Here is a 25822-nt window from a genome sequence, read left to right on the forward strand (position 1 = left end):
CAATATTTTTGGGACTTAATACTTTTAATAATGTTAAGAACAACTACTTGCGGAGCTTTAACTATTGAGAATTTAGGTGAAAATGTAATCTTATGTGGCTGGGTCCAAAAATCCAGAGATTTAGGAGGGATGACTTTTATTGACATCCGCGACAGATACGGGATTACCCAATTGGTTTTCAATATGGACGACAACCGGGAATTATGCGAGGCAGCACGTAGCCTGGGCAGGGAATTTGTAATTAAAGCCAGCGGTCTTGTTGTAGAACGCTCTAACAAAAACCTGAAAATGCCTACAGGTGAAGTCGAGATAAAAATCACTGCATTAGAAATACTGAACGCAGCAAAATTACCTCCATTCATGATCGATGATGAAACTGATGGCGGTGATGACTTGCGTATGAAATATCGTTACCTGGATTTACGTAGAAATCCAATCCGTAACAACATGGTGTTGCGTCATAAAATGGCACAGGCAGTTCGTCGTTACTTAGATAAACTGGACTTCATTGAAGTAGAAACACCAGTATTGATCAAATCTACACCAGAAGGTGCAAGAGATTTTGTGGTACCAAGCAGAATGAACGAAGGTCAGTTTTATGCCCTTCCACAATCGCCACAAACGTTCAAACAGTTGTTAATGGTGTCTGGATTTGACCGTTATTTCCAGATCGTTAAATGTTTCAGAGATGAAGATTTACGTGCCGACAGACAACCTGAGTTTACTCAAATTGATTGCGAAATGTCTTTCATCGAACAAGAAGACATCTTAAATACTTTCGAAGGCCTAATCCGTACTCTATTCAAAGACCTTAAAGACTTTGATTTACCGGAAGTTCCAAGAATGCAATATTCAGATGCCATGAAATTCTATGGTTCTGATAAACCGGATACCCGTTTTGAAATGCAATTTGTAGAATTAACGGAGCTGGTAAAAGGAAAAGATTTCCCTGTTTTTGACGCTGCAGAAATGATCATCGGGATCAATGCAACTGGTTGCGCAAGCTATACCAGAAAGCAGATGGACGAATTAACGGAGTTTGTAAAACGTCAGCAAATTGGGGCAACAGGCCTGATTTATATGCGTCATAACGAAGATGGTTCATTGAAATCTTCTGTAGATAAATTTTATAATGAGGACGAACTGAAAAAATGGTCGGCAGCAATGAACACCCAACCAGGTGATTTAGTGTTGATCATGTCAGGTTTAACTGATAAAGTACGTAAACAATTGAGCGAATTACGCCTGGAAATGGGTACCCGCCTAGGTTTACGTGATAAAAACAAATTCAGCGCCCTTTGGGTATTGGACTTCCCACTTTTAGAATGGGATGAAGAATCTGAACGCTACCATGCCATGCACCACCCATTTACTTCTCCAAAACCAGAAGATATTGCTTTATTGGATACCGACCCTGGAAATGTAAGAGCAAACGCTTATGATATGGTGGTAAATGGTACAGAAATCGGTGGTGGTTCTATCCGTATCCACGACAGAACGCTTCAAGCACTAATGTTCAAGCACTTAGGCTTCTCTCCGGAAGATGCACAGAAACAATTTGGCTTCCTGATGGACGCTTTCGAATTTGGCGCACCTCCACATGGTGGTATCGCTTTCGGATTTGACAGGTTGTGTTCTATTTTCGCAGGACTAGACAGCATCCGTGATGTGATCGCCTTCCCGAAAAACAACTCAGGAAGAGATGTGATGATTGATAGTCCTTCGACCATTGATGAGAAGCAAATGAAAGAATTGAAAATTCAAACGACCCTTTAATACCATTTGGTCATAAAAAAAGGAAGCTCTAGGGCTTCCTTTTTTATTTATAACTAATAAGTTTCACTATCCGGCGGAATGCCATAATCGACTTCCAGCGGTGGTTTTTCTTTTGTTTTCTTTGATTTACCAAACCATGAGGTAACAGAGTTAAATATGGCCGACAAATGCTCCGCGTCCAGCGACTTTCCAAGCTTGCCTGAGGCTAAGCCTACAAGCGCCTTCGTAATGATTCCAGAGCCTTTAAAAAAGGTGCTGTTCATCACTAAAGGAAGTGCCATAGAAAGCACCTTGCTACTGATGTTAAACTTATCATCAATTTTAAGGAAGGCAGACGGGGTCGCATATTTTTTAATAAACCCATTTAAAGTAAACTGATGAAGGTATTGCTTAGAATCTCCTGCCAGTGCTTCTCCCTTAGCTGTATATTCAGATTTCAACAACCGCACTTGCAGGTGTAGATCTTCGAGGTTGTTGATGTTATACTTTCGGTTCATCTTCCTCCTCCTTATCTGCTAGTTTATTAAAATAGCGCCTGATCGTAAAATTAATGATGGCCTTTTCTATGTATTTCTCTTTCGCAAAATAAACGATAAGGGCCAGCAACAGGTAAATCAAGGCCACACAGCCAAAACCTCTGGTGTAACTGCCCAGCACATCAGATAAAAACAGGGCTAAAGTAAAGGTACCAAACAGGAAAGCCAGCAAAAAGCAAATCGCAACCGCCGCATTGGTAACCATATCGGCGAACATTTTCGAGCCCCGCTCAATCAGGTACAGACGGGTATATTCCAATCGCGTATTGACATACTCTTTGGCATCACCTACCAGTCCCTCCAGATCTTTTTCTTTATTTTCCTGCATTACTATGTGGTTATACGATTACTTATGCGTGTTCTAAATCATCTTCAAACTCTTCTTCTTCTTTGCGAAGTTTCTCTTTCACAGTGCCTACAACTTTATCCTTTAAGCTCGCCAGATTATTAATTTCATCCGCAGCTCTATCTCTAATGGTATCACCAAGGTCTTTCAACGACTGGCTCAATTTATCTCTTGTTTCACTGCCTTTTTCCGGAGCAAATAGTAATCCCAATGCCGCACCCGCAGCTAAACCGGCTAATAGCCCAATTAATACTTTTGAATTATCATTCATGACATTTACATTTTGTGTTGAATATTTATTTTGTTGATGCTTGGAATATAGTAATTATAACGATTCCTCTTCAGGAATTGTTTTAATTCTTTCCAATCTTTCCGCCGCCAGTGCGCTGTTTTCGTATATTTTGATCAACAAAACAAAATACGACAACAACAAAGGACCGAAGACCAGACCTAGTATTCCAAATAAGGGTACACCAATAACTACGCCAATTACGGTGATGATGGGATGAATATTTCCAACTTTTTTAGCGATGATGAAACGCAATACATTATCAATATTGATAATCACGACAAAGCCAAAGATGAGCATCGCCCAACCGGCAAAGTTATTCCCATTGGCCAACTGCAGTAAAGCAGCTGGTACAAAAATAACCGGAGGCCCTAATATAGGGACAAAGGAAATAAACATGGTAATGACACCCCAGAATAAGGGGTCAGAATACCCCAAAACATAGAAAGCCAGACTCAGCAACGAACCTTGAACAATGGTAATCAAGCCCTGCCCCAATACATTGGAATAGGTGGTATTTCTCATCTCTTCCGCAAAGCGATAAGCATTTTGTTCCCTGAAAGGGGCGTACTTTAGTAGGGAAGCCTCAAATGTCTCCCGCTCCACCAACATGAAGTACAATAGGAAATACATGATGATCAGTCCCAAAATGATGTTAAAAGCGCCGGAAATTAAAGAGGGAAATAGCTCGGTAGCCCATGTCCCAGCCTTTTTCAGGCCTTCTTCCACCAGGTTCTGAAAATCACTGTTCAGTGGGATGAGGTGTTTTAACTTGAAGAGTAGGTTTTTGAAATAGATGTGATCGCTTTGCAGTTCCGCAATTTTCTCGATCACCATCGTACTTAGCGCATAAAAAGGGAGGATCAGCACGATCACAGAGGTAAACAATAGTAGAAGAGCAGAAAGTCGTTTGTTCCATTTCTTCTCTTCTACCAAATAGATATATGCAGGTCGTAAAATCGTAAACAACACCAGGGTGCTTAAAATAGATCCAAAGATCCCCTGTATGGAATAAGCAATTAAACAACCCAGGGCGACGATAATCACCAGATTGATGTTATTCCTTTGTTTATGAGTGAATAAAGACATTAGCGTTTAACTCTCCAAATTGATGGCTCGCATTTTATTGTAAAGCGTTTTCCTATCGATATTCAGGATTTTCGCTGCTTTAGTTTTATTGAAATTCACTTCTCTCAAGACTTTCAAAATCGCTTCATATTCTGCTTCTAAAGCCGCGTTTTTAAGGTCCCTTGGTTTTTCTGTACGTGCAATGGAGGTTTCCATAGCTGAAGCCTTGGCATAAGTAGAGATCTCCAATGGCAGTGCTTTCAATTGAATTTCCTGCGTTTCTGTGAGTAAGGTTGCCCTTCTAACCACATTTTTCAATTCTCTTACGTTTCCTGGCCAGTTATAGGTCATGAAACATTCTTCTACCTCTGCAGAGAAACCATGTATTTTACGGTTCAGCTCCTGGTTGGCTCCTTTTAAGAAAGTATGCGCAAAGACCATAATGTCATTCCCACGCTGTCTCAATGGTGGTAAGCTCAAAGAGAATTCATTAAATCTATGGTATAAATCTTCCCTGAATTTTCCTTTTTGAATCGCATCCGCCAGGTTCTCATTAGTTGCTACGATGATCCTTACATCCAGTTCAATTTCTTTGGTGCTTCCAATTCTTTTGATCTTACGTTCCTGAACAGTCCTCAATAAGGCCGCCTGAATCTCATAAGAAAGGTTTCCAACCTCATCCAGAAATAAAGTTCCTCCATTGGCCATTTCAAAATGCCCGATTTTGGTATATAATGCGCCAGTAAATGATCCTTTCTCATGACCAAAAAATTCACTTCCTGCAAGCTCTTTAGTCAACGATCCGCAGTCCATTGCCACAAAAGGCTGGTCTTTTCTGGGACTATTCAGGTGAATAGCCATGGCTACAGACTCTTTTCCTGTCCCACTTTCGCCGGTCAGGATCACACTGTAAGTAGTTGGAGCAACCAGATGAATCTGCCTTTGCAGTTCCTTAGAAGCCCCGCTTGCGCCAATCACGAAATTCTCGGTATGGTTGTAAGCTTGTTTTTGCCCCTTCTGTTTCGGTGCTTCCGCAGGAATTTCCAGCCTGTTTTCATTTAAGGCCATCTGTGTATCAATCGCCTTATTGATGGTATTTAAAATTTCATCAGGATATAAAGGCTTGGTGATATAATCGTAAGCGCCCAGCTTAATGAGTTCCACAGCCAACTTAATATCTGAATATCCTGTAATAATGATTACTCCAGTGCCGGGATAGCTTTCTTTGATCTTGATCAGCATTTCTTTACCATCAGTATCTTCCAAACGGTAATCGCATAATACCAGATCATAGCTTTCCTTTGCCAGATATTCCATCGCTGAAACACCACTTGTAGCTGTTGAGACGCTAAATGAATTTCGGGTTAAAAACTTCGAAAGTAATAAACCGATGTTTATTTCGTCGTCAACAATCAATATTTTTCTCATAGGGAAATTAAATAGTTTACTCCATTATAACCAGATAAATATAAATACTTTTTTTGTATGGGAAAAATTTTCTACACTTTTAAATGAGATGACCTATATAAAGGTCATTTCTTATTCCATAAAAAAGCCCATTAGAAAAAGATCAAATGGGCTTTATATATAGTTTAAAAGAGATTATTTCCCTACAAACACTGCTTTTCTTTTTTCTAAAAATGCAGAAGTACCTTCTTTAAAATCTTCTGTATCAAAACACTTACCAAACTCCTTGATCTCGGTTTCGAAACCGTTTTCATCGAAGCGAATGGCGGCATTTACAGCACGAATTGCACTGCCAATTGCCAATGGCGCGCGAAGCTTGATTTTTGACAGAATTTCTTCCGCTTTTAGGAACAATTCTTCTACAGGGACGACATGATTGACCAGGCCTATTTTTTCAGCTTCTGTAGCAGTAATCATATCCGCAGTAGTGATCATTTCTATCGCTTTTCCTTTGCCTACCAACTGTGTAAGGCGTTGTGTACCTCCATAACCTGGAATCAGCCCCAAAGTTACTTCCGGTAAGCCTAGTTTTGCATTTTCTGAAGCAATACGAATGTGGCAGGCCATAGCCAGTTCCAATCCACCTCCTAAAGCAAAGCCGTTAATCGCGGCAATAACTGGTTTCGGGCAGTTTTCAATCGCATCAAATACCTGGCTTTGTCCATTTCTGGCCAATGCCTCCCCTTCCTGACCTGAGTATGCGGCAAACTCGGAGATGTCTGCGCCGGCAACAAAGGCTTTTGGCCCTGAACCAGTTAACAATACCGCACGTACTTCATCGTTCTGCGCTGCAAATGCAACAACATCTGCCAGCTCCGCTAAAGTATCTTTATTGAGTGCATTCAGCTTTTGTTCCCTGTTAATGGTCACATACAATACGGATTCCCTGATTTCTGATAAAAGATTTTGATACGCCATATAAGCTCGGTTAAGGAAATTTAAAGGTTAAAAGTTTCTGTTTTCAGCTACCCAATCCTGGATATAATTGGTGATGGTTTCCATGGTGGTTCCCGGAGCAAATAACTTTCCGACGCCAATTGCTTTTAGCTTTTCCATGTCGCTTTCCGGAATGATCCCCCCGCCAGTCAGCAGAACATCCGTAACGCCTTTCTGTTTCATGATCTCTACTATTTTGGGGAAGACGGTCATGTGAGCGCCTGATAAAATCGAGACCCCAATAGCATCCACATCTTCCTGTAAAGCCGTGTTAACCACCATTTCTGGTGTTTGTCGGAGCCCAGTATAAATCACTTCCATTCCAGCATCCCGCAAGGAAGTGGCAATGACTTTTGCCCCCCTATCGTGCCCATCCAATCCAACTTTAGCCACTAAAACCCGAATGGGTCTGTTTAATGTGTTGCTCATAAAATATACGAATAGTAGGTTGTAAATGTAAGTAAATTAGCGGTTTTATGTTAACTTTGAAGACTAAATTTACAGTTTTTATGAGTGAGGAAAGATCATTGAACTTTATTGAAGAGATCATTGAAAACGATTTGAACAGTGGAAAATACGAGACCTTAATTACTCGTTTTCCGCCTGAACCCAATGGTTATTTACACATCGGACACGCAAAGGCCATCTGCCTGAACTTCGGTCTGACTAAAAAATATGGTGGCTATACAAACCTACGGTTTGATGATACCAACCCGGTAACTGAGAAAACCGAATATGTAGATAGTCAGCAGGAAGACATCAAATGGCTTGGCTTTGAGTGGAAAAATGAACTGTATACTTCAGATTACTTTGATACTTTATACGATTTCGCAGTTAAACTGATTGAAAAAGGCCTGGCTTATATCGACGATAGCACTGCGGAAGAAATTGCAACACTAAAAGGTACGCCTACAGAGCCTGGAACAGACAGCCCATTCCGTTCCCGCAGCATTGCGGAGAATCTGGACTTGTTTGCCCGTATGAAAGCTGGTGAATTCCCTGATGGCGCACGCATTTTAAGAGCAAAGGCTGATATGTCTAGCCCCAATATGATCATGCGCGATCCAATTATTTACCGAATTAAACACGCAGAACATCACCGTACAGGCAACAAATGGTGCATTTATCCAATGTATGATTTTGCACACGGACAAAGCGATAGCATTGAACACATCACGCATTCGATCTGTACTTTAGAGTATGTATCGCACCGCGAACTATACGATTGGTTCATTGAACACCTGGAAATTTTCCCTTCTAAACAATATGAATTTGCCCGTTTAAACCTTTCTTATACGGTAATGAGCAAAAGAAAATTGCTGCAATTGGTAAATGAAGGTGTCGTAACCGGATGGGATGATCCACGCATGCCTACCATCAGTGGCTTGAGGAGAAGAGGATATACTCCTGATAGTATCCGTGAGTTCTGTGAAAGAATCGGGATCGCTAAAAGAGAAAACCTAATCGAGCTGAGCTTATTGGAATTCTGCGTACGTGAACACCTGAATAAAATTGCCAATAGAGTAATGGCAGTATTGGATCCGATTAAACTCGTGATTACCAATTATCCTGAAGGACAAGAAGAAACCCTTAACGGTGAAAACAATCCTGAGGCAGAAGATAAAGGCGGAATCAGAGCCATTCCTTTCAGCAATGAATTGTGGATTGAGCGTGAAGACTTCATGGAAGAGCCTGCTAAAAAGTGGTTCAGACTAGCGCCAGGAGCAACAGTAAGATTGAAACACGCGTATATTGTACAGTGTGAAAACTTCGTTAAAGATGCAGAAGGTAATGTAACTGAAGTACACTGTACTTATATCCCTGAATCGAAAAGTGGTGAAGATACCAGCGGTATTAACGTTAAAGGAACGATCCATTGGGTGAGTACAAAACATGCTAAAAAAGCAGAAATCAGAACTTATGATCGCTTGTTTACCGTAGAATCTCCGGATTCGGAAGAAGGTGATTTCAAAGATTACCTGAACCCAGAAAGTGTTGACGTGATTAAAGAGGCCTATATTGAGCCATATTTAGCGAATGCCGACCTGGATTCAAGATACCAGTTTATCCGTAAAGGCTATTACTGTGTAGATAAGGATTCTACTCCGGATCACTTGATCTTTAACCGTACGGTTGGATTGAAAGATGCCTGGGCGAAAGCAAAAAAATAACAATTACTTCGTCTGTAAAAGGCGATGAAAGATTAAAGGCCAGATGAGCGGAAACCCGTTGATCTGGCCTTTTTTTGCATTACAAATATTTTGGATACAAATTATATAAAATCAGCTTATCAGCGGGCGTCAATACTGGTGTAACATCCGTTTGTACGAAGTGAATCTTAAAAGCTACAATCGCAGCGCTAACATTGCTCACATTGTATCCAATTGCTTTCAATGCCAGTTCTGTATTAAAGTCTAACGGCGGCATTTTTAAGACGTCATCATACCATAATCCGAATCCTTTTTTTGCTAAAACCTTCCAAGGGAAGTTTAATGGATCTATTTTGCGCCTTGGGGCTACGTCTGAATGGCCAATAAAGTTGGCGGCAGGAATGTTGTATTTTTTCTTTAAAGCGCCCAGTAGGGTCACCAGGCTTCTTATTTGCACATCTGCAAAAGGTTCTTTCCCATTATTATCTAACTCAATACCTATAGAAGAGGAATTCAGATCGGTATCATTCCCCCATTTGCCAACGCCTGCATGGTTTGAACGCAGGTATTCATTTACCATCTGAACCACTTTACCATCTCTTCCAACTACATAATGTGCACTTACTTCTGCTTTTTTATTAAGAAAGGTTTTCACTGTTTGATTCAGAGAATCCTGTGCAGTATGGTGCAGGATCACAAAGTTAGGACGGCGCATTCCGAAATTTACGGATCCAATCCAGTCTTGCATTGAAGGATCCAAAGTCTCTTTACTCTGTTTTACCGGTGGTGTAGACTTGATAATTTCAGCAAATCCAGTGGCCTGTTCTTTATAGATTTTATTGGTCGCGGCATACTTATTTGTAGAACAGGATGCCATAAAGAATACAGAGCATATGAATAGGCTTGCGCTTTTAATTTGTGATCGTTGAATCATAGTGGAGGTGATAGAAGTGGTAAAATTACTATTTTTTACTAATTTAGTTGCCATCTTATACTCAGGTCAATGCGGAATCGTGACAAAAATGCCCGCATTTGATGTAACTTTGCTACCGATAAAAAAACAAGTATCAATATGAAGAACTTAAGCAAATTAACGCTTATTATTGCCGGATGTGCGGTCGCTACATGGATTTCATCTTGTAGTAATCCTCAGGGAAACACCAATACCCATGCCAAAGAAATCAGTTCCAATGAAGACAGTTTACAACACTACGTAGACGAACGCATTGGCATCTATGAAAAGGTGAAATTGAGTACCAACCTGAATGATTTATCCGCAACTGATCGTAAGATCTTGCCTCTATTGATTCAGGCTGCGCAAATTATGGATGAATTGTTCTGGAAACAGGCTTATCCTCAACGTGACAGCTTATTGAGTACCATAAAAGATGAAAAAACTAAAGCTTTTGTATGGATCAATTATGGCCCATGGGATCGCTTAAATGGAGATAAACCCTTTATTGCTGGTATTGGCGCAAAACCTGATGGTGCATCATTCTATCCTGCTGGGATGACAAAAGAAGAACTAGAGAAATCTAATCTAAAAAATAAATTCAATCCATATTCTGTGATCCGAAAAGATAGTGTCGGAAAACTGGTTGAAATTCCTTACCATGTATTATTCGCTTCGGAATTGCAAAATGCGTCTTCATTGCTAAAGCAAGCGGCCTTACTAACAGACGATGCTGGATTTAAAAAATATCTGAACCTTCGTGCGGATGCATTAACCTCTGATGATTTCACCGCAAGTGATTATGCCTGGTTAGATATGAAAACGAATAACCTAGATATCATTATTGGTCCAATTGAAAATTATGAAGATAAGTTATTCAATGCCAGATCTTCTTATGAGTCTTACGTATTGGTAAAAGATAAGGTTTGGAGTAAACGCCTGGCCAAATATGTAGCTATGCTGCCTCAATTACAGGAAGGTTTGCCAGTAGATGCGAAGTACAAGAAAGAAAAACCGGGAATAGACTCTGAATTAAACGCTTATGATGTGGTTTACTATGCAGGAGATTGTAATGCAGGATCAAAAACAATTGCAGTAAACCTGCCTAATGATGAAATCATTCAACAGAAAAAAGGAACGAGACGTTCTCAATTGAAAAATGCGATGAAAGCCAAGTTTGATAAGATCTTGCTTCCAATTTCGAAAGAACTAATTGACAAAGACCAACAACAGTATATTAATTTCGATGCCTTCTTTGCCAATGTGATGTTCCATGAAGTGGCTCATGGTCTTGGAATCAAGAAAACAGTGACTGGTAAAGGTTTTGTGAAAGAAGCATTACAAGAGCAATATTCCTGGTTAGAAGAAGGTAAAGCCGATGTTTTGGGACTTTACATGGTGACTGGTTTACTGAAAAAAGGTGAGCTAGAAGGTGATTTAAAGACCTTTTACACTACTTATATGGCAGGGATCCTACGTTCAGTCAGATTTGGAGCATCAAGTGCCCATGGAAAAGCCAATATGCAATGTTTTAATTTCTTCAAAGAAAACGGTGCTTTTATCAGAAATGCAAATGGAACCTATAAAGTAGATTTTACGAAGTTTGAAACTGCGATGAATAAATTAGGGAACCTGATCATTACCCTACAGGGAAATGGTGATAAGGCGGCTGTAGCGAAAGTACAAAAAGAGAATGCGGTGATCAGCGCTGAGTTGCAAAAAGACTTAGACAAACTGACTCAGAAAGGCATTCCTGTGGATATTATATTTGAACAGGGTGTGGATGTCCTTGGCGTGAAATAAGCAATGCCATTATATCCCCATAAAAAAGGGCAGCAAACCAGATTATGGTTGCTGCCCTTTTTAATTAAAGAGTCTATTGTTGAATAGCGCGTTTAGGCTTTCAGGTGTCTAACAATGATATCTTCCAGCTCCTGAATATCAAAAGGTTTGGAAAGATAGCCGTCAGCACCGGCTTGTGCCGCTAAAGACTTTACATCATTATTTGCGGTAAAGTAAATCACTGGGATATTTTTTAAGCGATCATCACCTTTTAACGCTCTGGTCGCATCAATTCCACCTACATCCGGCAACCAATTGTCCATAAAGATGATATCTGGCATATAAGCCAGCACCTGGTCGATGATCTGATTAGAAGTCGCAGAGGTCTTAATCTCATAGCCTGCATCTTCCAGAATGATCGTACACAATTCTAAAATATCAGCATTATCATCAAACACAAAAACCTTTTTCGAATTCCCCATTTATTTTCTTGTTATCTAGCTTAGTAAATTTATAAATGCTGCCATCTCTTCGATGCGCAACACCCGATCTATAGTTACATTTTTTCTTGCCTGCTCTGGCATATAAGCCACCTGTGCAGTGTCCGGGTCTTGAATCACAGCGATTCCACCCCAGTTTTTTACCGTCATCAATCCCTTTACGCCATCAGCATTGGAACCGGAAAGTAACAGGCAGGCTAACTCTTCTTTATAAGCCTCTGCTGCGGTCTGAAATGTCACGTCTATGGCCGGCCTGGAATAGTTCACCTTCTCTGAATAGTCTAAAGAGAAAGTCCGATCCATTTCAATGAGTAAATGATAATCTGAAGGGGCAATGTAAATGGTTCCAGGAATCATCTTTTCCTTCTCATCGGCTTCCTTAACCGGCATTTTTGTTCTTGACGAAAGCAATCCCGGCAATAGAGAATCGGCTCCATGCTTTCTGTGTATGACAATGACAATTGGAAAAGAAAGCTCCGGATTAACTGATGGAAGTACCTTTAACAGTACTTCAAGGCTACCTGCCGATCCTCCGATTATAAATGCTTTACACTTTTTCATTAGCGTTGTTTCCTCCAGATCTTATTCCCTGGTAATCGTTTATATTGTTTGTGAATATCCGAAAATTCAATGGTTTCTTTAGTACCCAATGCCAGATAGCCGAGATCTTCCAGGCTGTCATTAAAAAGCTCAAGCACTTTGTTTTGTAAGTCGCGATCAAAATAAATCAACACATTACGACACAGGATCAGCTGAAATTCATTGAAAGAATGGTCTGAAACCAAGTTATGCGTGGAAAAGATAATTTTGCTCTTCAACTCATCATCGAATTTTGCCAGAGAATAATTTGCACTATAGTAACTGGAAAAATCCTGTGTTCCACCAGCTGCAATATAATTTTCTGAATATTGTTTCATTTGGGCAAGAGAAAACATCCCCTGAGCCGCCTTTTCCAATACTGTTGGATTTAAATCCGTTGCATAGATCAATGATTTGTGCAATAAATTCAGCTCTTTAAGAACAATGGATATAGAATAAGCTTCTTCTCCTGTAGAACAGCCGGCAAGCCAGATTCTAATAAAAGGATAGGTCCCTAATTGTGGCAATACCTGATCTCTCAATGTTTTAAAGAATTCCGGGTCCCGAAACATTTCCGTCACGTTAACCGTGATCTGCTCTACAAACCGTTTAAAATAGATCGGATCATTGTTCACCTGATAACGAAATTCGGCAAAACTGAGCGATTTATCCAGGGAATACAACCTGTTGATTCTTCTCTTTAATGAGGCTTTTGAATATCCGGTAAAATCATATCCATATTGCTCCAGAAGATCTGAAAGCAGGATTTCAACCTGATCATCGTTGACAGTAGCAAGTTCCAAAATAGCGTTAAATATAAAGCTTTAACAGATCGGTTAATTCATCCACATTGATGGGTTTGGAAACATAGCCTACTGCACCCGCATCCAGGCAACGTTCTCGATCTCCTAGCATCGCTTGCGCGGTAACGGCAATCACAGGAATCTCTTTTAATTCTGGATGTGCACTCATTTGTGCCATTGCCTGATACCCATCCATACCTGGCATCATCATGTCCATTAACACCACCGCTATTCCTTTTTCTCTTTTCAAAAGATCCAATCCCTCTTCCCCGCCTATTGCGGAAAGACATTGAAAACCTTTTGATTTCAATACTGCCGAAAGAGCAAATATATTCCTGTTGTCGTCGTCTACTATTAATATTTTATTCTCTGCCATATATCAAAAACAATTGAACATTCCATTTATACCTTCCAAAAGGCTACGCTTTATCATAGAGCCATACCCTAAGTAAAGAGATAAGCTGATCGATGTCTACGGGTTTAGAAATATAGTCTGAAGCACCCGCAGCGATACATTTTTCCCGATCACCCATCATTGCTTTCGCTGTAACAGCCAAAACAGGCAATTGTTTGAATGCAGGGATCTTTCTAATTTCTCTTGTACTCTCATATCCGTCCATCTCCGGCATCATCATGTCCATTAGGACAACATCTACCGTTGGATTGTCTTTAAGCAGTTGTAACGCCTCTTTTCCGTCCGTAGCCGCTAACACTTTCATTTTGTGTTGTTCTAAAGCCTTGGTTAAAGAAAAAATGTTCCGGACATCATCATCCGCAATTAAAACAGTTTTGTTGTTCAGGACTTCATATAGTCCGCCAAGTTGTTCAGATGCTGTTTTTTTATGTTTTCCTTCTGTTTCTTTTTCTTCTACCAGATGTAAAAATAAGCCTGCTTCATCTAAAATTCGCTGGTAAGAATGTGCGGTTTTGACCACGATCGAATCTGCATACTGTTTGATCCTGATTTCCTCTCCTTTTGATAAGTTTTTACCAGTAAAAATGATGATCGGCAGGTTTTCTAATCCCTGGCTCTTTTTAATAGTTTCCAATGTCTCGTAGGCATTTTTATCTGGGATCCCCATATCTAGAATCACACAGTCTACTTCTTTTTTATGTAGAGCACCAATGCTCTCTCCTACGTTATTGACTACTTCAGTCTGAATGTTATAATTGCTCAGGAAGAAGCTTAATGCTTCTGCGTGTTGCTTATTTTCCTCTACAATCAGTACTTTTTTCGGAGATCTGCTAAACGCATCTTCCAGTTTTTGGAAGATCTCTTTCATGTGTTCCAGGGCTACCGGCTTATTGATAAAATCAACAGCACCTTTGAGTAAACTTTCCTTTTTCACTTCCAGTGAAGACATGATGTGGACCGGGATTGGTTTGGTTTCCGGATTAGATTTAAGCTCTTCCATCACTTCCCAACCATCTTTTACAGGTAATTGAATATCCAGTAAAATCGCCAGCGGCTTGTATTGGTTGGCCAGTTGAATACCGACATCCCCCCTTACCGCAACGATTCCTTTATATCCTCTTTTTCTTGTGAATTGCAACAGCGTTTTCGCAAAATTGGTATCGTCTTCTACAATCAGGATCACTTTATCATTAGGGAGAATATCGTCCCTATCATCTGCAATCTCCTGAGGTATTTTTTGTACAGTAAAGCGCGCTATAGGTGCCTCTACCAATGGTTCTGTATAAAACGGCCTGGAAATAGGAGTAGAATCGACCTCTCCGAAACCAGAAAGAAGCGCATCTGACTGTTTAATCGGCAACATTAGGGTAAACTCAGAGCCCACCTGCTCTTGACTGCTAAGCTGAATCTCTCCACCCAACAGCTTAGCCAACTCACGACTGATAGAAAGCCCCAAACCGGTACCGCCAAAATTACGCCTGGTAGAACCATCTGCCTGTTGAAAAGCTTCAAATATCATCCCTTGCTTATTGGCAGGAATTCCAATTCCAGTATCTGTTACTTTAAATAGCAAAAATTTATCCGTCAGGTCTTTCTTAATACTCAGGCTAACTTTACCCTTGTTTGTAAACTTGATCGCATTGGAAAGTAAATTTTTCAATACTTGCTCCAGACGCATTTTATCAGTCTCTACCAATGGAAGGTTTTCTGCAAGTTCTAATTCCAGCTCTAGCTTTTTATCGATGGCCAAAGGGGCAAATAAAGCTCTCATATCTGTCAGCACTTCTGTCATCGAGACTTCCGCAAATTCCAGTTTCATTTTACCTGCCTCAATTTTAGAAAGGTCAAGAATTTCATCAATCAAGGCCAACAGTCCTTGCCCGGAACTCTGAATTACTTCCGCATACTCGATATACTCTGGATCAAGGTCTTTATTATCCGACATCAATTTAGATAGGAGTAAGATAGAATTCAAGGGCGTTCTCAACTCATGAGACATATTTGCCAGGAATTCTGATTTGTATTTTGTGCTTTGTTCCAGCTGCTCTGCCTTTTGCTGAATGTCAAGATTGCGTTCCTGGATCAGTTGATTTTTCTCTTCCAGTAAGCTGGTGCGTTCTTCGAGTTCCTGGTTGCTTTGTAACAACTCTTCCTGCTGAACTCTCAACTCTTCTTCAGAGGTTTGTATTTTCTGGGTTTGTGCTTCCAGCTCAGCATTTAGACCTTCCAGTTCACTATGTTGTGCTTGTAGCTCTTCCGCTTGTGCCTGAGTTTCTTCCAGGAATTCCTGTAATTTTTTACGGTTTTGCGATACATGAACCGCAATTCCTATATTGGTGGAGATCGTATGTAAAAACTCCAATTGTAAAGGCGTATAAATGTTTAGAGAGCCTAATTCTATCACGCCAACTAGTTCCTCATGACGAAAAACAGGGACGGCTACCACGTTACGTGGTTTAGTTTGGCCGGCTGCATAGCTGATGGTTAGCTCTTCGTCAGGGATATCATTGATTAAAATCTGTTTTGCCGATTTCCAGGCCTGTCCCGCAAGACCTTCCCCTACTCGTAAACTTTGTTTCTTATCTTTTTCCAGCAAAGCATAACCAGCAATCAGTTCCAGGTGTGATTCGTTTTCAAGTAAATAAAAAGCAGCAACATGGCTATTAGTATGTGCTACAATGCTTTCCAGAATATCATTTGCCAATTCAGGAACACTCTTTTCACCCACCATTTGGTCGTTGAGACTAGCTATCCCTGATTGGAGCCATTCTTTATCTGCCAGGAGGGAGAAAGAATATTTCAGAGACTCTGCCATAGCATTGAGCGACCCCGCAACACTCCCAAGTCCATCTTCACCTTCCTGATCCAGTCGAATATTATAGTCGCCATTAGAAATTTGTCCGGCAGTTTGTCTAACCACTTCAATTCTGCGATCGATATCTTCATTTTTTTCCTTAAGCTCCTCTTCCAATTTCAACCGTTCATTGAAGTCAAAGATAACTTTACGGTAAAAGAAGATGGTGATCAGGATGGCGAGTAATGCTGCAATTAAAATAAGCATTGGTGTATATTTGGACAATTTGTTCATGTCCGCTGTACGTTCCTCCAATAGTCTTTTTTCTTCCTTTTCCAAGCTGGAGATTACTGCACGGGCACTATCCATATAAGTTTTACCATTGAGTAATTCAGAAACGCTAACATTTCCGCCTCTTTTTTTGACATCAATAGTCTTTTCAAGTACGTCCAAGCGTCCAGTAATAATCTCATCCAGTTTAGCAATCTGCTTTTGCTGCAAAGGATTGTCCCTGGTTAGAAAACCAATATTTTGCATCAGGGTAATTGCGCGTTGTTTAGCTCCGGAATAAGGATCTAAAAAAACGGACTCACCAGTTAACAAATAGCCTCGTTGTCCGGTTTCAGCATCTTTTAAAGTAGAAATGATTTCTTCCAGCCCGGTAATCACCTCATTACTATGGTGTACCAATTCCGCACTCATAATCAGACTGGTAATGCTTTTATAAGAAGCCATAGAGCTGATAAACAGCACCAATAAAGATAAACCTAACCCTATACGAAGTTTTCCTCTTAAAGATCGTTGCTTATTTTGCATATAATTACTTTTCTTTTTTAATCCTTTTCGGATGTCGCATTAAATGGGATACTAAAATAAAATTCGGAACCCTCTCCTGGAATACTTTTCACTCCTACTTCGCCTCCATGTCTCCTGATTATTTCTGCAGAAATGTAAAGGCCAATACCCAATCCCTGGAAATGAATCGCGGTTTCTTCTACTCTGTAGAACTTTTCAAAGACATTCTTTTGCAATTCTTTATCAATCCCGATTCCAAAATCTCTGACACCTAAATAAATATTGTTTCCACGTTCCTCCACGTGGATATGCACTTCAGAGGTTCCTGGGGAGTATTTAATGGCATTGGTTAGAAAATTAATAACCACTTGTTCAATACGCATTTCATCTCCACAAATTTCTCTGCTAACAAATCCGGTTTTCAGTAGTTTAAACTCAGGATTGGATTGGTGAATAATTTCAATGACACTATCCAATAAATCATCAATAATAAACGGTTGTTTATTGAATTTTAGTTTACCACTTTCAATTTTAGAAATATCCAGAAGGTCAGTGATGAGTTCATTTAATTTCTCCAATTGTACCTGAGCTTTCGCCAAATGCTTTTTCAAAGTAGGTACATCGCCTTTATCAATGCTCCTGTCGAGCAATTGAACATAGCCTTTAACACTGGTAAGCGGCGTTTTTAACTCATGGCTGGCAATACTGATAAATTCATCTTTTTTGCGTTCCGCTTGTTTTCTGAATTCAATTTCATCCAATAGAGCTTTTTGAATTTCTATCAGTTTACGACTTTGTTCATAAATACGGTAGAAAGTTTTCACTTTGAGCAGGAGGATCCCCATATCTACCGGCTTGGTGATATAGTCTAGTCCGCCGGAAGAATATCCTTTAGTAATAAATTTGGTTTCTGTGTTTGCGGCGGATAGGAAAATAATAGCGGTTTCTTTGGCTTTACTGTAGCCAGAAATAGCCTCAGCAACCTCGAAACCATCCATTCCAGGCATTTGAACATCAAGGATAATCAGGACATATTCGTTTTTAAGAACTTTCTTTAAGGCCTCTTCTCCTGATGATGCGGTATCTACTTCAAAATTATGTTTCTCCAGAACCTTTTTTAATGAGATCAGGTTCTCGGGGGTATCATCTACAATTAGTATCATTATTAAATAAATAAGGCTACTGAATTATCAGTTGCCAATGCATAATTGTGCAAAATAGTATAGTGCTAAAGTTATGTAAGTTATAAGAATAAAACATGTTTAGACACGCTTTATATCAAAAAACTTGCAGGAGGCCTTAGAGTTGTGCAGAGTTAAATGTATCTCCTTGACGGATATCACCAGTATCAAAACCTTTTTTAAACCAGTACATTCTTTGGGCTGAGGTCCCGTGGGTAAAGGCATCCGGCACCACTTCTCCTTGAGCCTGTTTCTGCAATTTATCATCTCCAATAGCATTTGCAGCGGTAATTGCTTCTTCAAGATCACCTTCCTCTAATTTGAAATCTTTTAAATTTTTTGCATGATTAGCCCATAGGCCTGCGAAGAAATCTGCTTGCAATTCGAGTTTCACGGAAAGTCTGTTGTATTCTTTTTCGCTGAGCTGCGCCCTAGCACGTTGAACTTTTTCTGAGATCCCCAGAAGGTTTTGAACATGATGCCCCACTTCATGGGCAATCACATAAGCCTGTGCAAAGTCTCCCCCTGCACCAAAACGGTTTTGTAACTCCTGATAGAAACTCAGGTCTATATATACTTTATGATCACCAGGGCAGTAAAACGGTCCTACTGCGGCACTTGCATTCCCACAAGCTGATTGAACACTATTGGTAAATAATACAAGATTGGGTTCCTCATAGCTTTTTCCCATTTCCTGGAATTGCTGTTCCCACACCAGATTGGTAGATTCGAGCACGCCATCTACAAATTTGGCTTCTTTATCTGTAGGCTCACCTGTTTTCGGTGTTCTCTGGGTCATTTCGCTGATGGGCAGCTGACTCACCAGACCTGTTAGATCTTGTCCGAAGAGCAATCCGAGGATCACCACTATGATTCCTACGCCACCACCGATAGCGCCACCACTCATTCCCCGTCTGTCTTCAATATTTCCACTTCCTTTACCGAACCATTGCATATAAATTCCGTTTAAATTGGTTTACAAAAATCTGGGACAATTGTTATACCAATTTAAACGAAAAGTTTATTTTTATGCAAAAGCAGTTAAAGCATGTTGTATCCTTTGGATAGTTTCTGTCGCGCCTAGAGCTATTGCGATGTCAAAGACACCCGGGCCAAATTTACCACCTACCAACATAATGCGGAAAGGTAACATCAGCTCACCAGGTTTAAAACTATGCGTTGCAGCCAGTTCTTTGAACTTTTCCTCTAATTCAGCCACTGTTAATCCATCGGTAATTACTGCCGCATAAGCATTGAAAAAAGCAGCTTTCTCTTCAGACCACTTTGGTTTCACTGCTGGAAGATCAAATTCAACAGGTGCTACAAAAAAGTAAACACTTTGAGGAACAAAATCAGTCAACAGGTTACAACGATCTTTAATCAGGTCAATTACTTTTAATAAATAAGCATTATCATCGATCTCCGTTCCATTTACTGCAAAAGCTTGTTTAATGGTTGGGATCAGCATTTCTGCCGTACTATTTTTGATCCATTCGTGGTTATACCATTTGGCTTTTTCAAAGTCAAACTTTGCGCCGGCTTTACTGATGCGTTCAATAGAAAACTTCTCAATCAGCTCATCCATAGAGAAAATCTCTTGTTCTGTTCCGTCATTCCAGCCTAACATTGCCAAAAGATTCACAAAAGCTTCCGGCATAAAGCCTAGTTCTTTGAATCCCTGAGTAAGGTCTCCGGTTTTAGGATCTGTCCAGTTTTGCGCGTAAACAGGGAAGCCTAAGCGATCTCCATCACGTTTGCTCAACTTTCCATTGCCATCTGGTTTCAGAATTAATGGTAAATGTACCCATTGTGGCATTTCATCACCCCAACCCAGATATCTCCAAAGTAAAATATGAATCGGCGCGGAAGGCAACCATTCTTCGCCTCTAAAAATATGACTAATTTCCATTGCTTTATCATCCGCTACTACTGCTAGATGATAAGTAGGCATTCCGTCCGCTTTTAATAACACCTTGTCGTCTACCAGGTTCGTGTCAAAACTCACATGACCTCTGATTAAATCAGTAAAAGAAACGGTTTCATCCGCAGGCATTTTGATACGGACTACATGAGCTGTATTTGCTGCCAAAAGTGCATTTACCTCTGTATCCGATAAGGTTAACGAGTTTCTCATGTCACCACGAGTAGATAGCCCATAAGTGAAATTAGGAATTTCCTTACGTTTCGCATCTAGTTCTTCCGGGGTGTCGAAAGCATAGTAAGCATAACCATCAGCAATCAGCTGATCTGCATATTGTTTGTAAGTAGACTTACGTTCGCTTTGGCGATATGGCGCAAATGGGCCGCCAACTTCAGGACTTTCATCCGGCTTCATGCCGCACCATTCCAGGCAGGAAGCGATATAAGCTTCTGCACCTTCTACAAAGCGGGTCTGATCGGTGTCTTCTACCCTAAGGATGAAGGTTCCGTTATGTTTCTTAGCAAACAAATAATTAAACAAAGCGGTGCGTACACCACCAAGATGCAACCCGCCTGTTGGGCTAGGGGCAAATCTTACTCTTACTTTCTTTTCCATCATACGAATTACAAAGATATATTTTTTACCGCGTTACCTTTCTATTCATCAATCTTTGAATGCTATTTTGTAATTTGCCCGGATAACTATGAATCCTTACGAAAAAAAGCGCCGCTGGAAGTTCTTCTTACTGTTTTTTGCCATCGTGATTGGTACTGCCTCTGTATTGTATAGCGATTTCTTCGTAAAAAAGATGGAGCGTGAGGAGAGAATGCAGTTTCAACTCTATGTAAAGGTGACCGAGAAGGCACTTGCGATGTATGACGATGAGAATACTACTGATCTGATTGACATCATCCGCACAAATACCAAATTACCGATTATGATCATCAATGCTGAAGGGACAATCCTTTCATATAATGGCCTGGATTCTACAAAAACCAATTACGATTTGCAAAAGATAGACGGGCTGACTTATGATCCCGCTTATTTTCTCAGGGAGCTGAATATCATGAAAAAGCAGCATCCGCCAACGCCTATTATCGGCCTTGACGAAACGAGATGGTACATTTATTACAAAGACTCTCCCACTTTAACGCAACTCCGTTATTTCCCTTATATCCAGTTGGCAGTAATCGGATTATTCCTCCTCACCGCTTATGTCGCCTTTAGCTCGGCCAGAAAAGCAGAACAGGACCAAGTATGGGTAGGGATGGCTAAAGAAACTGCTCACCAGTTGGGTACCCCAATATCTTCGCTTATGGCTTGGGTAGAGTTGATGAAATCCCGATTCAATGCAGAGGATGACCCATTAATTGCTGAGATGGAAAATGACATCAAGAGGCTGGAAGTCATCACCGATCGCTTTTCTAAAATCGGATCAAAACCTATTGTAGAGGACCATGTGGTCTACACAGTGATCCATAATTTTGTAGAATACTTTAAACTACGTACTTCAGATAAAATCATTTTTAAGATTACCGGTGATGAGCAGGTTCGGGCCTTACTGAATGTCCCTCTTTTTGACTGGGTGATTGAAAACCTATTGAAAAATGCGGCAAATGCCATTGAGAATGAGGGAACCATCACGATAGACATCATTGAGAATCTAACAAAAGAAGAGGTATTTATCGACGTAACGGATACCGGAAGAGGCATTGCCAGATCGAAGTTCGACGCGGTTTTCCAACCTGGTTATACCACCCGAAAACGCGGTTGGGGCCTTGGATTGTCCCTCACTAAAAGAATTATAGAGAACTATCATAACGGACAAATTTTTGTAAAAGAATCAGAACTGGAAAAAGGGACTACTTTCCGTATCATTTTAAAAAGCAGTATAACTTATGAACCGACCTCAAATACATGAGTATCCCGCCTGGGCGGAGACTTACATTAGCAAAGTTTCGGGTGATGACATCCTGGAAATATTGGAAAAACAGGCTACTGATTTTCCAGATTATCTGAATAACCTGATAGAAAAAGCGGATTATGCTTATGCCCCAGGGAAATGGACGATCAAAGAAATGGCTGGACATATCATAGATACGGAACGAATCCTTGTGTATCGCCTAACTTGTTTTGCCCGCGCAGAACAGCATGCTTTACCTGGCTTTGAAGAAGATGATTATGTGGCCAATGCCCATTTCTCAGATCGCAGTCTATTGAGTTTTTCAGAAGAATTTGCATTATTGAGGAGGGCCAATCTATTCTTATTTAAGTCTTTAAATGAACATGAATTAGACCGTAGCGGCACTGCTTCTGAACGTCAGATTAGCGTTAGGGCTCTATTATTTGTGATTGCAGGTCATTTGGTACATCATATTAGTGTAATTGAAGAAAGGTATTTATAATGTGGTTCACAGCGTTTACCGTATCGGCGTTAAATGATCGCCCTAAAAACCATTTGGGAGGTTTACTAGACATTCAGTTTACGGAAATTGGCCCCGACTTTTTAACAGCAACCATGCCCGTAGATGAGCGGACGCATCAACCTGCAGGTATTTTGCATGGCGGTGCTTCTGTGGTGCTTGCCGAAACTCTGGGTAGCATTGCATCTTATATGTGCATTGATCCAGAAAAACATATGGCTGTAGGCCTCGAAATCAATGCCAACCACTTAAGACCTGTTAAAAGCGGACTGGTAACGGGAATTTGTAAGCCCTTACACATCGGCGCTAAGACCCATGTATGGGAAATCAAAATGTATAATGATAAGGGGAAGATGAACTGCATTAGCCGTTTAACAGTCGCCATTATCGCCAAACCACAAGTATAAAGCCGGAAATTTTCCGGCTTTATTTTATCTTCATTCTTTCCAACATCTCTCCTCAAGGCTTCTTCTTCTTAAAGACCCTTTTAATATAATTTGTTTTTTTCATTTCTGCTGTAACCTGTTTCATTTTCATGTGGTCATAGCTTACAGAACATGAGTTCAACAAAACAGATTCTTAACAATTAAATTTGAATAAAATGGGACCAGAAATTTTAGTACCTATCACACTCTTCATTTGCACTACAGCCTTGGTGTTTGGCTTGAGGTACATGTCTAACAAAGAAAAAATGGCAATGATTGAACGCGGTATAGATCCAGGAATTGCAAAAGCAACTGCACCGAGGCCATTCATAAGTTTAAAATTCGGCTTATTATTAGTTGGATTGGGCCTAGGCTTATTGATTGCACTGTTTACGGTTAGGGTAACAGGAGTTAGCGAGGAAGAAGCTGTTGCACTTTATTTTGGTTGCCTGAGTATTTTTGGAGGATTTGGACTGATTGCTTCTTATGCGATGGAGAAAAATTGGTTGGACAAGCAAAAAGGCTTAAACTAAGCCTTACCACCTCATCAACCCCTAAACCACTAGAACTAAAAAAGACGCGCGTCTACGAAAATATATGCAGCATAAGCAATCGGATATCGATTTAATTACTGAAGTCCTGTCGGGTAATACCTCGGTTTATTCCGAACTGGTAAAACGTCATCAGCGCTTTGTATTTACATTGGCCATGCGGTTTTCCAAAAGCAGGGAAGATGCAGAAGAGATTGCTCAGGATTGTTTCATTAAAGCGTACAAAGCCCTTGGTACCTATAAACAGACAGCAAAGTTCTCTACCTGGCTATACTCTATCGCCTATACCACGTCCATGAGCCATTTGCGTAAAAAGCGACTAGATATACAATCCATCGATGACGAAGGTAGTATCCTTCAACTTGAAAATCACAGCTCTGATTTCAATGCGGATCTGGTAGAAAAAAGATCTGGTTATGTTTATCTAAACCAAGCCATTGCGTTATTATCTCCGGATGATGCCAGCATCATCACACTATTTTATCAGGGAGAACAGAGTCTGGAGGAGATTGGTAAGGCGCTATATATGGAAAGTAATACGGTGAAAGTAAAATTACACCGTGCAAGAATCAGACTAAAAGAGAAATTACAATATTTGTTAAAAGACGAAGTAAAGGAGTTATTATGATCACTATAGAAGAAGAAATCTGGGATTATATTGATGGCAATAGCAGCGCTGCGCAGCGATTGACTGTGGAGGCCAAAATTGCGTCAGATCCGATTTATCGTTCCTTGTATGAGGAATTCTTGGATATCAATGCCCAAATGGCGGGGATGGATCTGGAAGAACCCTCGATGTCATTTACGAGAAATGTGATGGAGCATGTAAAGTTGGAAATCGCTCCGGTATCACTAAAGACAAAAGTGGATAAACGGATCATTTATAGCATTTCGGCCTTTTTTATCTGTACCATATTAGCTATTGTGGGTTATATTGTAGCCAACAGCGATGTTACTTTTCAGTCTATTAAATTGGCTAACTTTTCGGCAGCAAGTTCATTAGATTTTAGTAAATACATTACACCAACCTTTATCAAGGTCTTCCTGTTTGTAGATATGCTATTGGCTTTTGCCTATTTAGACAGTCTTCTAAGAAGAAAACGAACTTAATGGTAAACAATTAGCCTTTATTGCAACGCGGCAGATTTTCAATTTAAAAGGCCAAATACTACAGCAAAAAAGGCTTTAAATGAAAAATGCCCGATCAAATAATGATCTGGCATTCTTATATATATCTTTTGCTTTATTTGAACGTAATCGGCAATTCAACAACCGTTTTATCCCAGGCAATGATCAGGTTTGCACCTTGCGGTTGCGGATTAAATGTCATAGATAAAGTCTCAACCGGTTTTTCCATCATTTGAACCGGCACTACTACCCGAACTACATCTTGCGCTTCGTTATACGTATATGCACCCCATCTATCGGTTTGCTTGTTTAGGATCATCAGCCATTTGTCCTTTTCAGGAATAGCAAACAGACTATAAGATCCTGCTTTTATTTTCTTACCCCCAATCATCACGTTCTTAAAAAACTTGATCTCTGTAGCTTCATTGGCTCCCAATCGCCAAACCTTACCGAACTGTTCCAGAACACCAAAAATATCACGTCCCTTTTTGCCGGGTCTGGAATAAACCACTTTTACCACCGGACTAGCGTCATCTTTAGCTTTAGCCACATTTAATGGATAGTAAAGAATATCCGCCGGACTAGGATCCAATGCTGGAAGTTTGTATTCCTGTGCTTGAGAAAATGTAGCATAGAGCGCTAACATTGCGATTAAGCTGAATCTTTTCATAGGAAATAAAGCGTGTTTGATGTATTAATATTCGCGGCCTTTAACCAACCCGTTTAGGAACATTGCTGCTAAAATGAAACCGATAATTCCACCTAAAACAGACCATAAGAATCCACCTGAAATTATTGCTGCAGTTAAAGTCCCAAAAAACAGGCCTAATACATAATATACCCAATCAAAACTGTTGTTATTTTCTTCGTTAGTCATTTTTAATATACTTAGGCCTCAAAGATATTGATTTATTTCAAAATAGGAAGCCCTATTAGCACAAGTATCAACCTCATATCCAGCTAAACATTGTCAGGTCTTTGTCAATTAAGATTGATGTTATACGT

27 protein-coding genes are annotated in these 25822 nt (G+C 40.2%); 9 read left to right on the top strand and 18 right to left on the bottom strand.

Annotated features, from left to right (window positions below):
* Positions 1-30: 30 nt before the first annotated feature.
* Complete coding sequence (gene aspS / locus R2S10_RS13300) at positions 31-1776, top strand: aspartate--tRNA ligase (RefSeq protein ID WP_316840913.1); 1746 nt, start codon at positions 31-33, stop codon at positions 1774-1776.
* A 53-nt stretch (positions 1777-1829) separates the two neighbouring features.
* Here the strand turns inward: aspS and R2S10_RS13305 are convergent, their stop codons facing one another.
* The 7 genes from R2S10_RS13305 to R2S10_RS13335 all read right to left on the bottom strand — a co-directional run bounded on the left by R2S10_RS13305 (position 1830) and on the right by R2S10_RS13335 (position 6847).
* On the bottom strand, positions 1830-2273 hold the full coding sequence (locus tag R2S10_RS13305) for a hypothetical protein (RefSeq protein ID WP_316840914.1): 444 nt from the start codon (positions 2271-2273) through the stop codon (positions 1830-1832).
* Positions 2257-2640, bottom strand: a complete 384-nt coding sequence (locus tag R2S10_RS13310; RefSeq protein ID WP_316840915.1) for a phage holin family protein — start codon at positions 2638-2640, stop codon at positions 2257-2259. Before R2S10_RS13310 ends, R2S10_RS13305 begins: the two co-directional genes overlap by 17 nt.
* 22 nt (positions 2641-2662) lie before the next feature.
* Complete coding sequence (locus R2S10_RS13315) at positions 2663-2929, bottom strand: YtxH domain-containing protein (protein WP_316840916.1); 267 nt, start codon at positions 2927-2929, stop codon at positions 2663-2665.
* Positions 2930-2983: 54 nt separating this feature from the next.
* Entirely contained in the window at positions 2984-4036 is a 1053-nt protein-coding gene (locus tag R2S10_RS13320) for an AI-2E family transporter (RefSeq protein WP_316840917.1), read from the bottom strand.
* A 6-nt stretch (positions 4037-4042) separates the two neighbouring features.
* Positions 4043-5443: a sigma-54 dependent transcriptional regulator gene (locus R2S10_RS13325; RefSeq protein ID WP_316840918.1), complete on the bottom strand. Its 1401-nt coding sequence runs from the start codon at positions 5441-5443 to the stop codon at positions 4043-4045.
* A gap of 174 nt (positions 5444-5617) precedes the next feature.
* Entirely contained in the window at positions 5618-6400 is a 783-nt protein-coding gene (locus tag R2S10_RS13330; RefSeq protein ID WP_316840919.1) for an enoyl-CoA hydratase/isomerase family protein, read from the bottom strand.
* Between the two features lie 27 nt (positions 6401-6427).
* The gene (locus tag R2S10_RS13335; protein ID WP_316840920.1) at positions 6428-6847 is read right to left on the bottom strand and encodes a cobalamin B12-binding domain-containing protein; all 420 of its coding nucleotides are present in this window, start codon (positions 6845-6847) and stop codon (positions 6428-6430) included.
* A gap of 80 nt (positions 6848-6927) precedes the next feature.
* On the opposite strand from R2S10_RS13335, the gene R2S10_RS13340 reads away from it, so the two are divergent.
* Positions 6928-8589, top strand: a complete 1662-nt coding sequence (locus tag R2S10_RS13340) for a glutamine--tRNA ligase/YqeY domain fusion protein (RefSeq protein ID WP_316840921.1) — start codon at positions 6928-6930, stop codon at positions 8587-8589.
* A 79-nt stretch (positions 8590-8668) separates the two neighbouring features.
* Here R2S10_RS13340 and R2S10_RS13345 read toward each other — a convergent pair whose 3' ends face one another.
* Entirely contained in the window at positions 8669-9502 is an 834-nt protein-coding gene (locus tag R2S10_RS13345) for an N-acetylmuramoyl-L-alanine amidase (protein WP_316841103.1), read from the bottom strand.
* 138 nt (positions 9503-9640) lie between these two features.
* Between R2S10_RS13345 and R2S10_RS13350 the strand changes: the two genes are divergently transcribed.
* Positions 9641-11323 (top strand): dipeptidyl-peptidase 3 family protein, encoded by a 1683-nt coding sequence (locus tag R2S10_RS13350; RefSeq protein WP_316840922.1) that lies wholly within the window; start codon positions 9641-9643, stop codon positions 11321-11323.
* 92 nt (positions 11324-11415) lie between these two features.
* On the opposite strand, the gene R2S10_RS13355 is transcribed toward R2S10_RS13350, so the two are convergent.
* From R2S10_RS13355 to gltX, 8 genes are all read right to left on the bottom strand, one after another.
* Positions 11416-11784 (bottom strand): response regulator, encoded by a 369-nt coding sequence (locus R2S10_RS13355; protein WP_316840923.1) that lies wholly within the window; start codon positions 11782-11784, stop codon positions 11416-11418.
* Positions 11785-11799: 15 nt separating this feature from the next.
* A complete protein-coding gene (locus R2S10_RS13360) occupies positions 11800-12363 on the bottom strand; it encodes a chemotaxis protein CheB (RefSeq protein WP_316840924.1) in 564 nt (187 codons plus the stop codon).
* On the bottom strand, positions 12363-13187 hold the full coding sequence (locus R2S10_RS13365; protein ID WP_316841104.1) for a protein-glutamate O-methyltransferase CheR: 825 nt from the start codon (positions 13185-13187) through the stop codon (positions 12363-12365). Before R2S10_RS13365 ends, R2S10_RS13360 begins: the two co-directional genes overlap by 1 nt.
* A gap of 4 nt (positions 13188-13191) precedes the next feature.
* The gene (locus R2S10_RS13370) at positions 13192-13560 is read right to left on the bottom strand and encodes a response regulator (RefSeq protein WP_316840925.1); all 369 of its coding nucleotides are present in this window, start codon (positions 13558-13560) and stop codon (positions 13192-13194) included.
* A 43-nt stretch (positions 13561-13603) separates the two neighbouring features.
* Positions 13604-17209 (bottom strand): response regulator, encoded by a 3606-nt coding sequence (locus tag R2S10_RS13375; RefSeq protein ID WP_316840926.1) that lies wholly within the window; start codon positions 17207-17209, stop codon positions 13604-13606.
* Between the two features lie 17 nt (positions 17210-17226).
* Positions 17227-18351: a hybrid sensor histidine kinase/response regulator gene (locus tag R2S10_RS13380; protein WP_316840927.1), complete on the bottom strand. Its 1125-nt coding sequence runs from the start codon at positions 18349-18351 to the stop codon at positions 17227-17229.
* A 136-nt stretch (positions 18352-18487) separates the two neighbouring features.
* A complete protein-coding gene (locus tag R2S10_RS13385; protein ID WP_316840928.1) occupies positions 18488-19324 on the bottom strand; it encodes a neutral zinc metallopeptidase in 837 nt (278 codons plus the stop codon).
* Positions 19325-19396: 72 nt separating this feature from the next.
* Positions 19397-20905 (bottom strand): glutamate--tRNA ligase, encoded by a 1509-nt coding sequence (gene gltX, locus R2S10_RS13390; protein WP_316841105.1) that lies wholly within the window; start codon positions 20903-20905, stop codon positions 19397-19399.
* Between the two features lie 88 nt (positions 20906-20993).
* On the opposite strand from gltX, the gene R2S10_RS13395 reads away from it, so the two are divergent.
* The 6 genes from R2S10_RS13395 to R2S10_RS13420 all read left to right on the top strand — a co-directional run bounded on the left by R2S10_RS13395 (position 20994) and on the right by R2S10_RS13420 (position 24799).
* Entirely contained in the window at positions 20994-22211 is a 1218-nt protein-coding gene (locus tag R2S10_RS13395; RefSeq protein ID WP_316840929.1) for a HAMP domain-containing sensor histidine kinase, read from the top strand.
* Entirely contained in the window at positions 22189-22695 is a 507-nt protein-coding gene (locus R2S10_RS13400) for a DinB family protein (protein ID WP_316840930.1), read from the top strand. Before R2S10_RS13395 ends, R2S10_RS13400 begins: the two co-directional genes overlap by 23 nt.
* Positions 22695-23120, top strand: coding sequence for a hotdog fold thioesterase (locus R2S10_RS13405; protein WP_316840931.1), 426 nt, complete (start codon positions 22695-22697; stop codon positions 23118-23120). Before R2S10_RS13400 ends, R2S10_RS13405 begins: the two co-directional genes overlap by 1 nt.
* Before the next feature lie 194 nt (positions 23121-23314).
* A complete protein-coding gene (locus R2S10_RS13410) occupies positions 23315-23671 on the top strand; it encodes a DUF6249 domain-containing protein (RefSeq protein ID WP_316840932.1) in 357 nt (118 codons plus the stop codon).
* 64 nt (positions 23672-23735) lie between these two features.
* On the top strand, positions 23736-24317 hold the full coding sequence (locus R2S10_RS13415; RefSeq protein ID WP_316840933.1) for a sigma-70 family RNA polymerase sigma factor: 582 nt from the start codon (positions 23736-23738) through the stop codon (positions 24315-24317).
* The gene (locus R2S10_RS13420) at positions 24314-24799 is read left to right on the top strand and encodes a hypothetical protein (RefSeq protein ID WP_316840934.1); all 486 of its coding nucleotides are present in this window, start codon (positions 24314-24316) and stop codon (positions 24797-24799) included. Before R2S10_RS13415 ends, R2S10_RS13420 begins: the two co-directional genes overlap by 4 nt.
* Positions 24800-24932: 133 nt before the next feature.
* Here R2S10_RS13420 and R2S10_RS13425 read toward each other — a convergent pair whose 3' ends face one another.
* The gene (locus R2S10_RS13425) at positions 24933-25487 is read right to left on the bottom strand and encodes a DUF2911 domain-containing protein (protein ID WP_316840935.1); all 555 of its coding nucleotides are present in this window, start codon (positions 25485-25487) and stop codon (positions 24933-24935) included.
* Positions 25488-25511: 24 nt separating this feature from the next.
* Positions 25512-25694 carry a hypothetical protein gene (locus tag R2S10_RS13430; protein WP_316840936.1) on the bottom strand — a complete coding sequence of 61 codons (183 nt, stop codon included), beginning with the start codon at positions 25692-25694 and terminating at the stop codon, positions 25512-25514.
* Positions 25695-25822: the final 128 nt, after the last annotated feature.

The organism is Pedobacter gandavensis (assembly GCF_032678745.1).
Lineage (GTDB): Bacteria > Bacteroidota > Bacteroidia > Sphingobacteriales > Sphingobacteriaceae > Pedobacter > Pedobacter gandavensis_C.

Excerpts from the sequence above, each read along its gene's own strand:
- aspS (WP_316840913.1), top strand. The coding sequence starts at position 31 with ATGTTAAGAACAACTACTTGCGGAGCTTTAACTATTGAGAATTTAGGT.
- R2S10_RS13305 (WP_316840914.1), bottom strand. The coding sequence starts at position 2,273 with ATGAACCGAAAGTATAACATCAACAACCTCGAAGATCTACACCTGCAA.
- R2S10_RS13310 (WP_316840915.1), bottom strand. The coding sequence starts at position 2,640 with ATGCAGGAAAATAAAGAAAAAGATCTGGAGGGACTGGTAGGTGATGCC.
- R2S10_RS13315 (WP_316840916.1), bottom strand. The coding sequence starts at position 2,929 with ATGAATGATAATTCAAAAGTATTAATTGGGCTATTAGCCGGTTTAGCT.
- R2S10_RS13320 (WP_316840917.1), bottom strand. The coding sequence starts at position 4,036 with ATGTCTTTATTCACTCATAAACAAAGGAATAACATCAATCTGGTGATT.
- R2S10_RS13325 (WP_316840918.1), bottom strand. The coding sequence starts at position 5,443 with ATGAGAAAAATATTGATTGTTGACGACGAAATAAACATCGGTTTATTA.
- R2S10_RS13330 (WP_316840919.1), bottom strand. The coding sequence starts at position 6,400 with ATGGCGTATCAAAATCTTTTATCAGAAATCAGGGAATCCGTATTGTAT.
- R2S10_RS13335 (WP_316840920.1), bottom strand. The coding sequence starts at position 6,847 with ATGAGCAACACATTAAACAGACCCATTCGGGTTTTAGTGGCTAAAGTT.
- R2S10_RS13340 (WP_316840921.1), top strand. The coding sequence starts at position 6,928 with ATGAGTGAGGAAAGATCATTGAACTTTATTGAAGAGATCATTGAAAAC.
- R2S10_RS13345 (WP_316841103.1), bottom strand. The coding sequence starts at position 9,502 with ATGATTCAACGATCACAAATTAAAAGCGCAAGCCTATTCATATGCTCT.
- R2S10_RS13350 (WP_316840922.1), top strand. The coding sequence starts at position 9,641 with ATGAAGAACTTAAGCAAATTAACGCTTATTATTGCCGGATGTGCGGTC.
- R2S10_RS13355 (WP_316840923.1), bottom strand. The coding sequence starts at position 11,784 with ATGGGGAATTCGAAAAAGGTTTTTGTGTTTGATGATAATGCTGATATT.
- R2S10_RS13360 (WP_316840924.1), bottom strand. The coding sequence starts at position 12,363 with ATGAAAAAGTGTAAAGCATTTATAATCGGAGGATCGGCAGGTAGCCTT.
- R2S10_RS13370 (WP_316840925.1), bottom strand. The coding sequence starts at position 13,560 with ATGGCAGAGAATAAAATATTAATAGTAGACGACGACAACAGGAATATA.
- R2S10_RS13375 (WP_316840926.1), bottom strand. The coding sequence starts at position 17,209 with ATGCAAAATAAGCAACGATCTTTAAGAGGAAAACTTCGTATAGGGTTA.
- R2S10_RS13380 (WP_316840927.1), bottom strand. The coding sequence starts at position 18,351 with ATGATACTAATTGTAGATGATACCCCCGAGAACCTGATCTCATTAAAA.
- R2S10_RS13385 (WP_316840928.1), bottom strand. The coding sequence starts at position 19,324 with ATGCAATGGTTCGGTAAAGGAAGTGGAAATATTGAAGACAGACGGGGA.
- gltX (WP_316841105.1), bottom strand. The coding sequence starts at position 20,905 with ATGGAAAAGAAAGTAAGAGTAAGATTTGCCCCTAGCCCAACAGGCGGG.
- R2S10_RS13395 (WP_316840929.1), top strand. The coding sequence starts at position 20,994 with ATGAATCCTTACGAAAAAAAGCGCCGCTGGAAGTTCTTCTTACTGTTT.
- R2S10_RS13400 (WP_316840930.1), top strand. The coding sequence starts at position 22,189 with ATGAACCGACCTCAAATACATGAGTATCCCGCCTGGGCGGAGACTTAC.
- R2S10_RS13405 (WP_316840931.1), top strand. The coding sequence starts at position 22,695 with ATGTGGTTCACAGCGTTTACCGTATCGGCGTTAAATGATCGCCCTAAA.
- R2S10_RS13410 (WP_316840932.1), top strand. The coding sequence starts at position 23,315 with ATGGGACCAGAAATTTTAGTACCTATCACACTCTTCATTTGCACTACA.
- R2S10_RS13415 (WP_316840933.1), top strand. The coding sequence starts at position 23,736 with ATGCAGCATAAGCAATCGGATATCGATTTAATTACTGAAGTCCTGTCG.
- R2S10_RS13420 (WP_316840934.1), top strand. The coding sequence starts at position 24,314 with ATGATCACTATAGAAGAAGAAATCTGGGATTATATTGATGGCAATAGC.
- R2S10_RS13425 (WP_316840935.1), bottom strand. The coding sequence starts at position 25,487 with ATGAAAAGATTCAGCTTAATCGCAATGTTAGCGCTCTATGCTACATTT.
- R2S10_RS13430 (WP_316840936.1), bottom strand. The coding sequence starts at position 25,694 with ATGACTAACGAAGAAAATAACAACAGTTTTGATTGGGTATATTATGTA.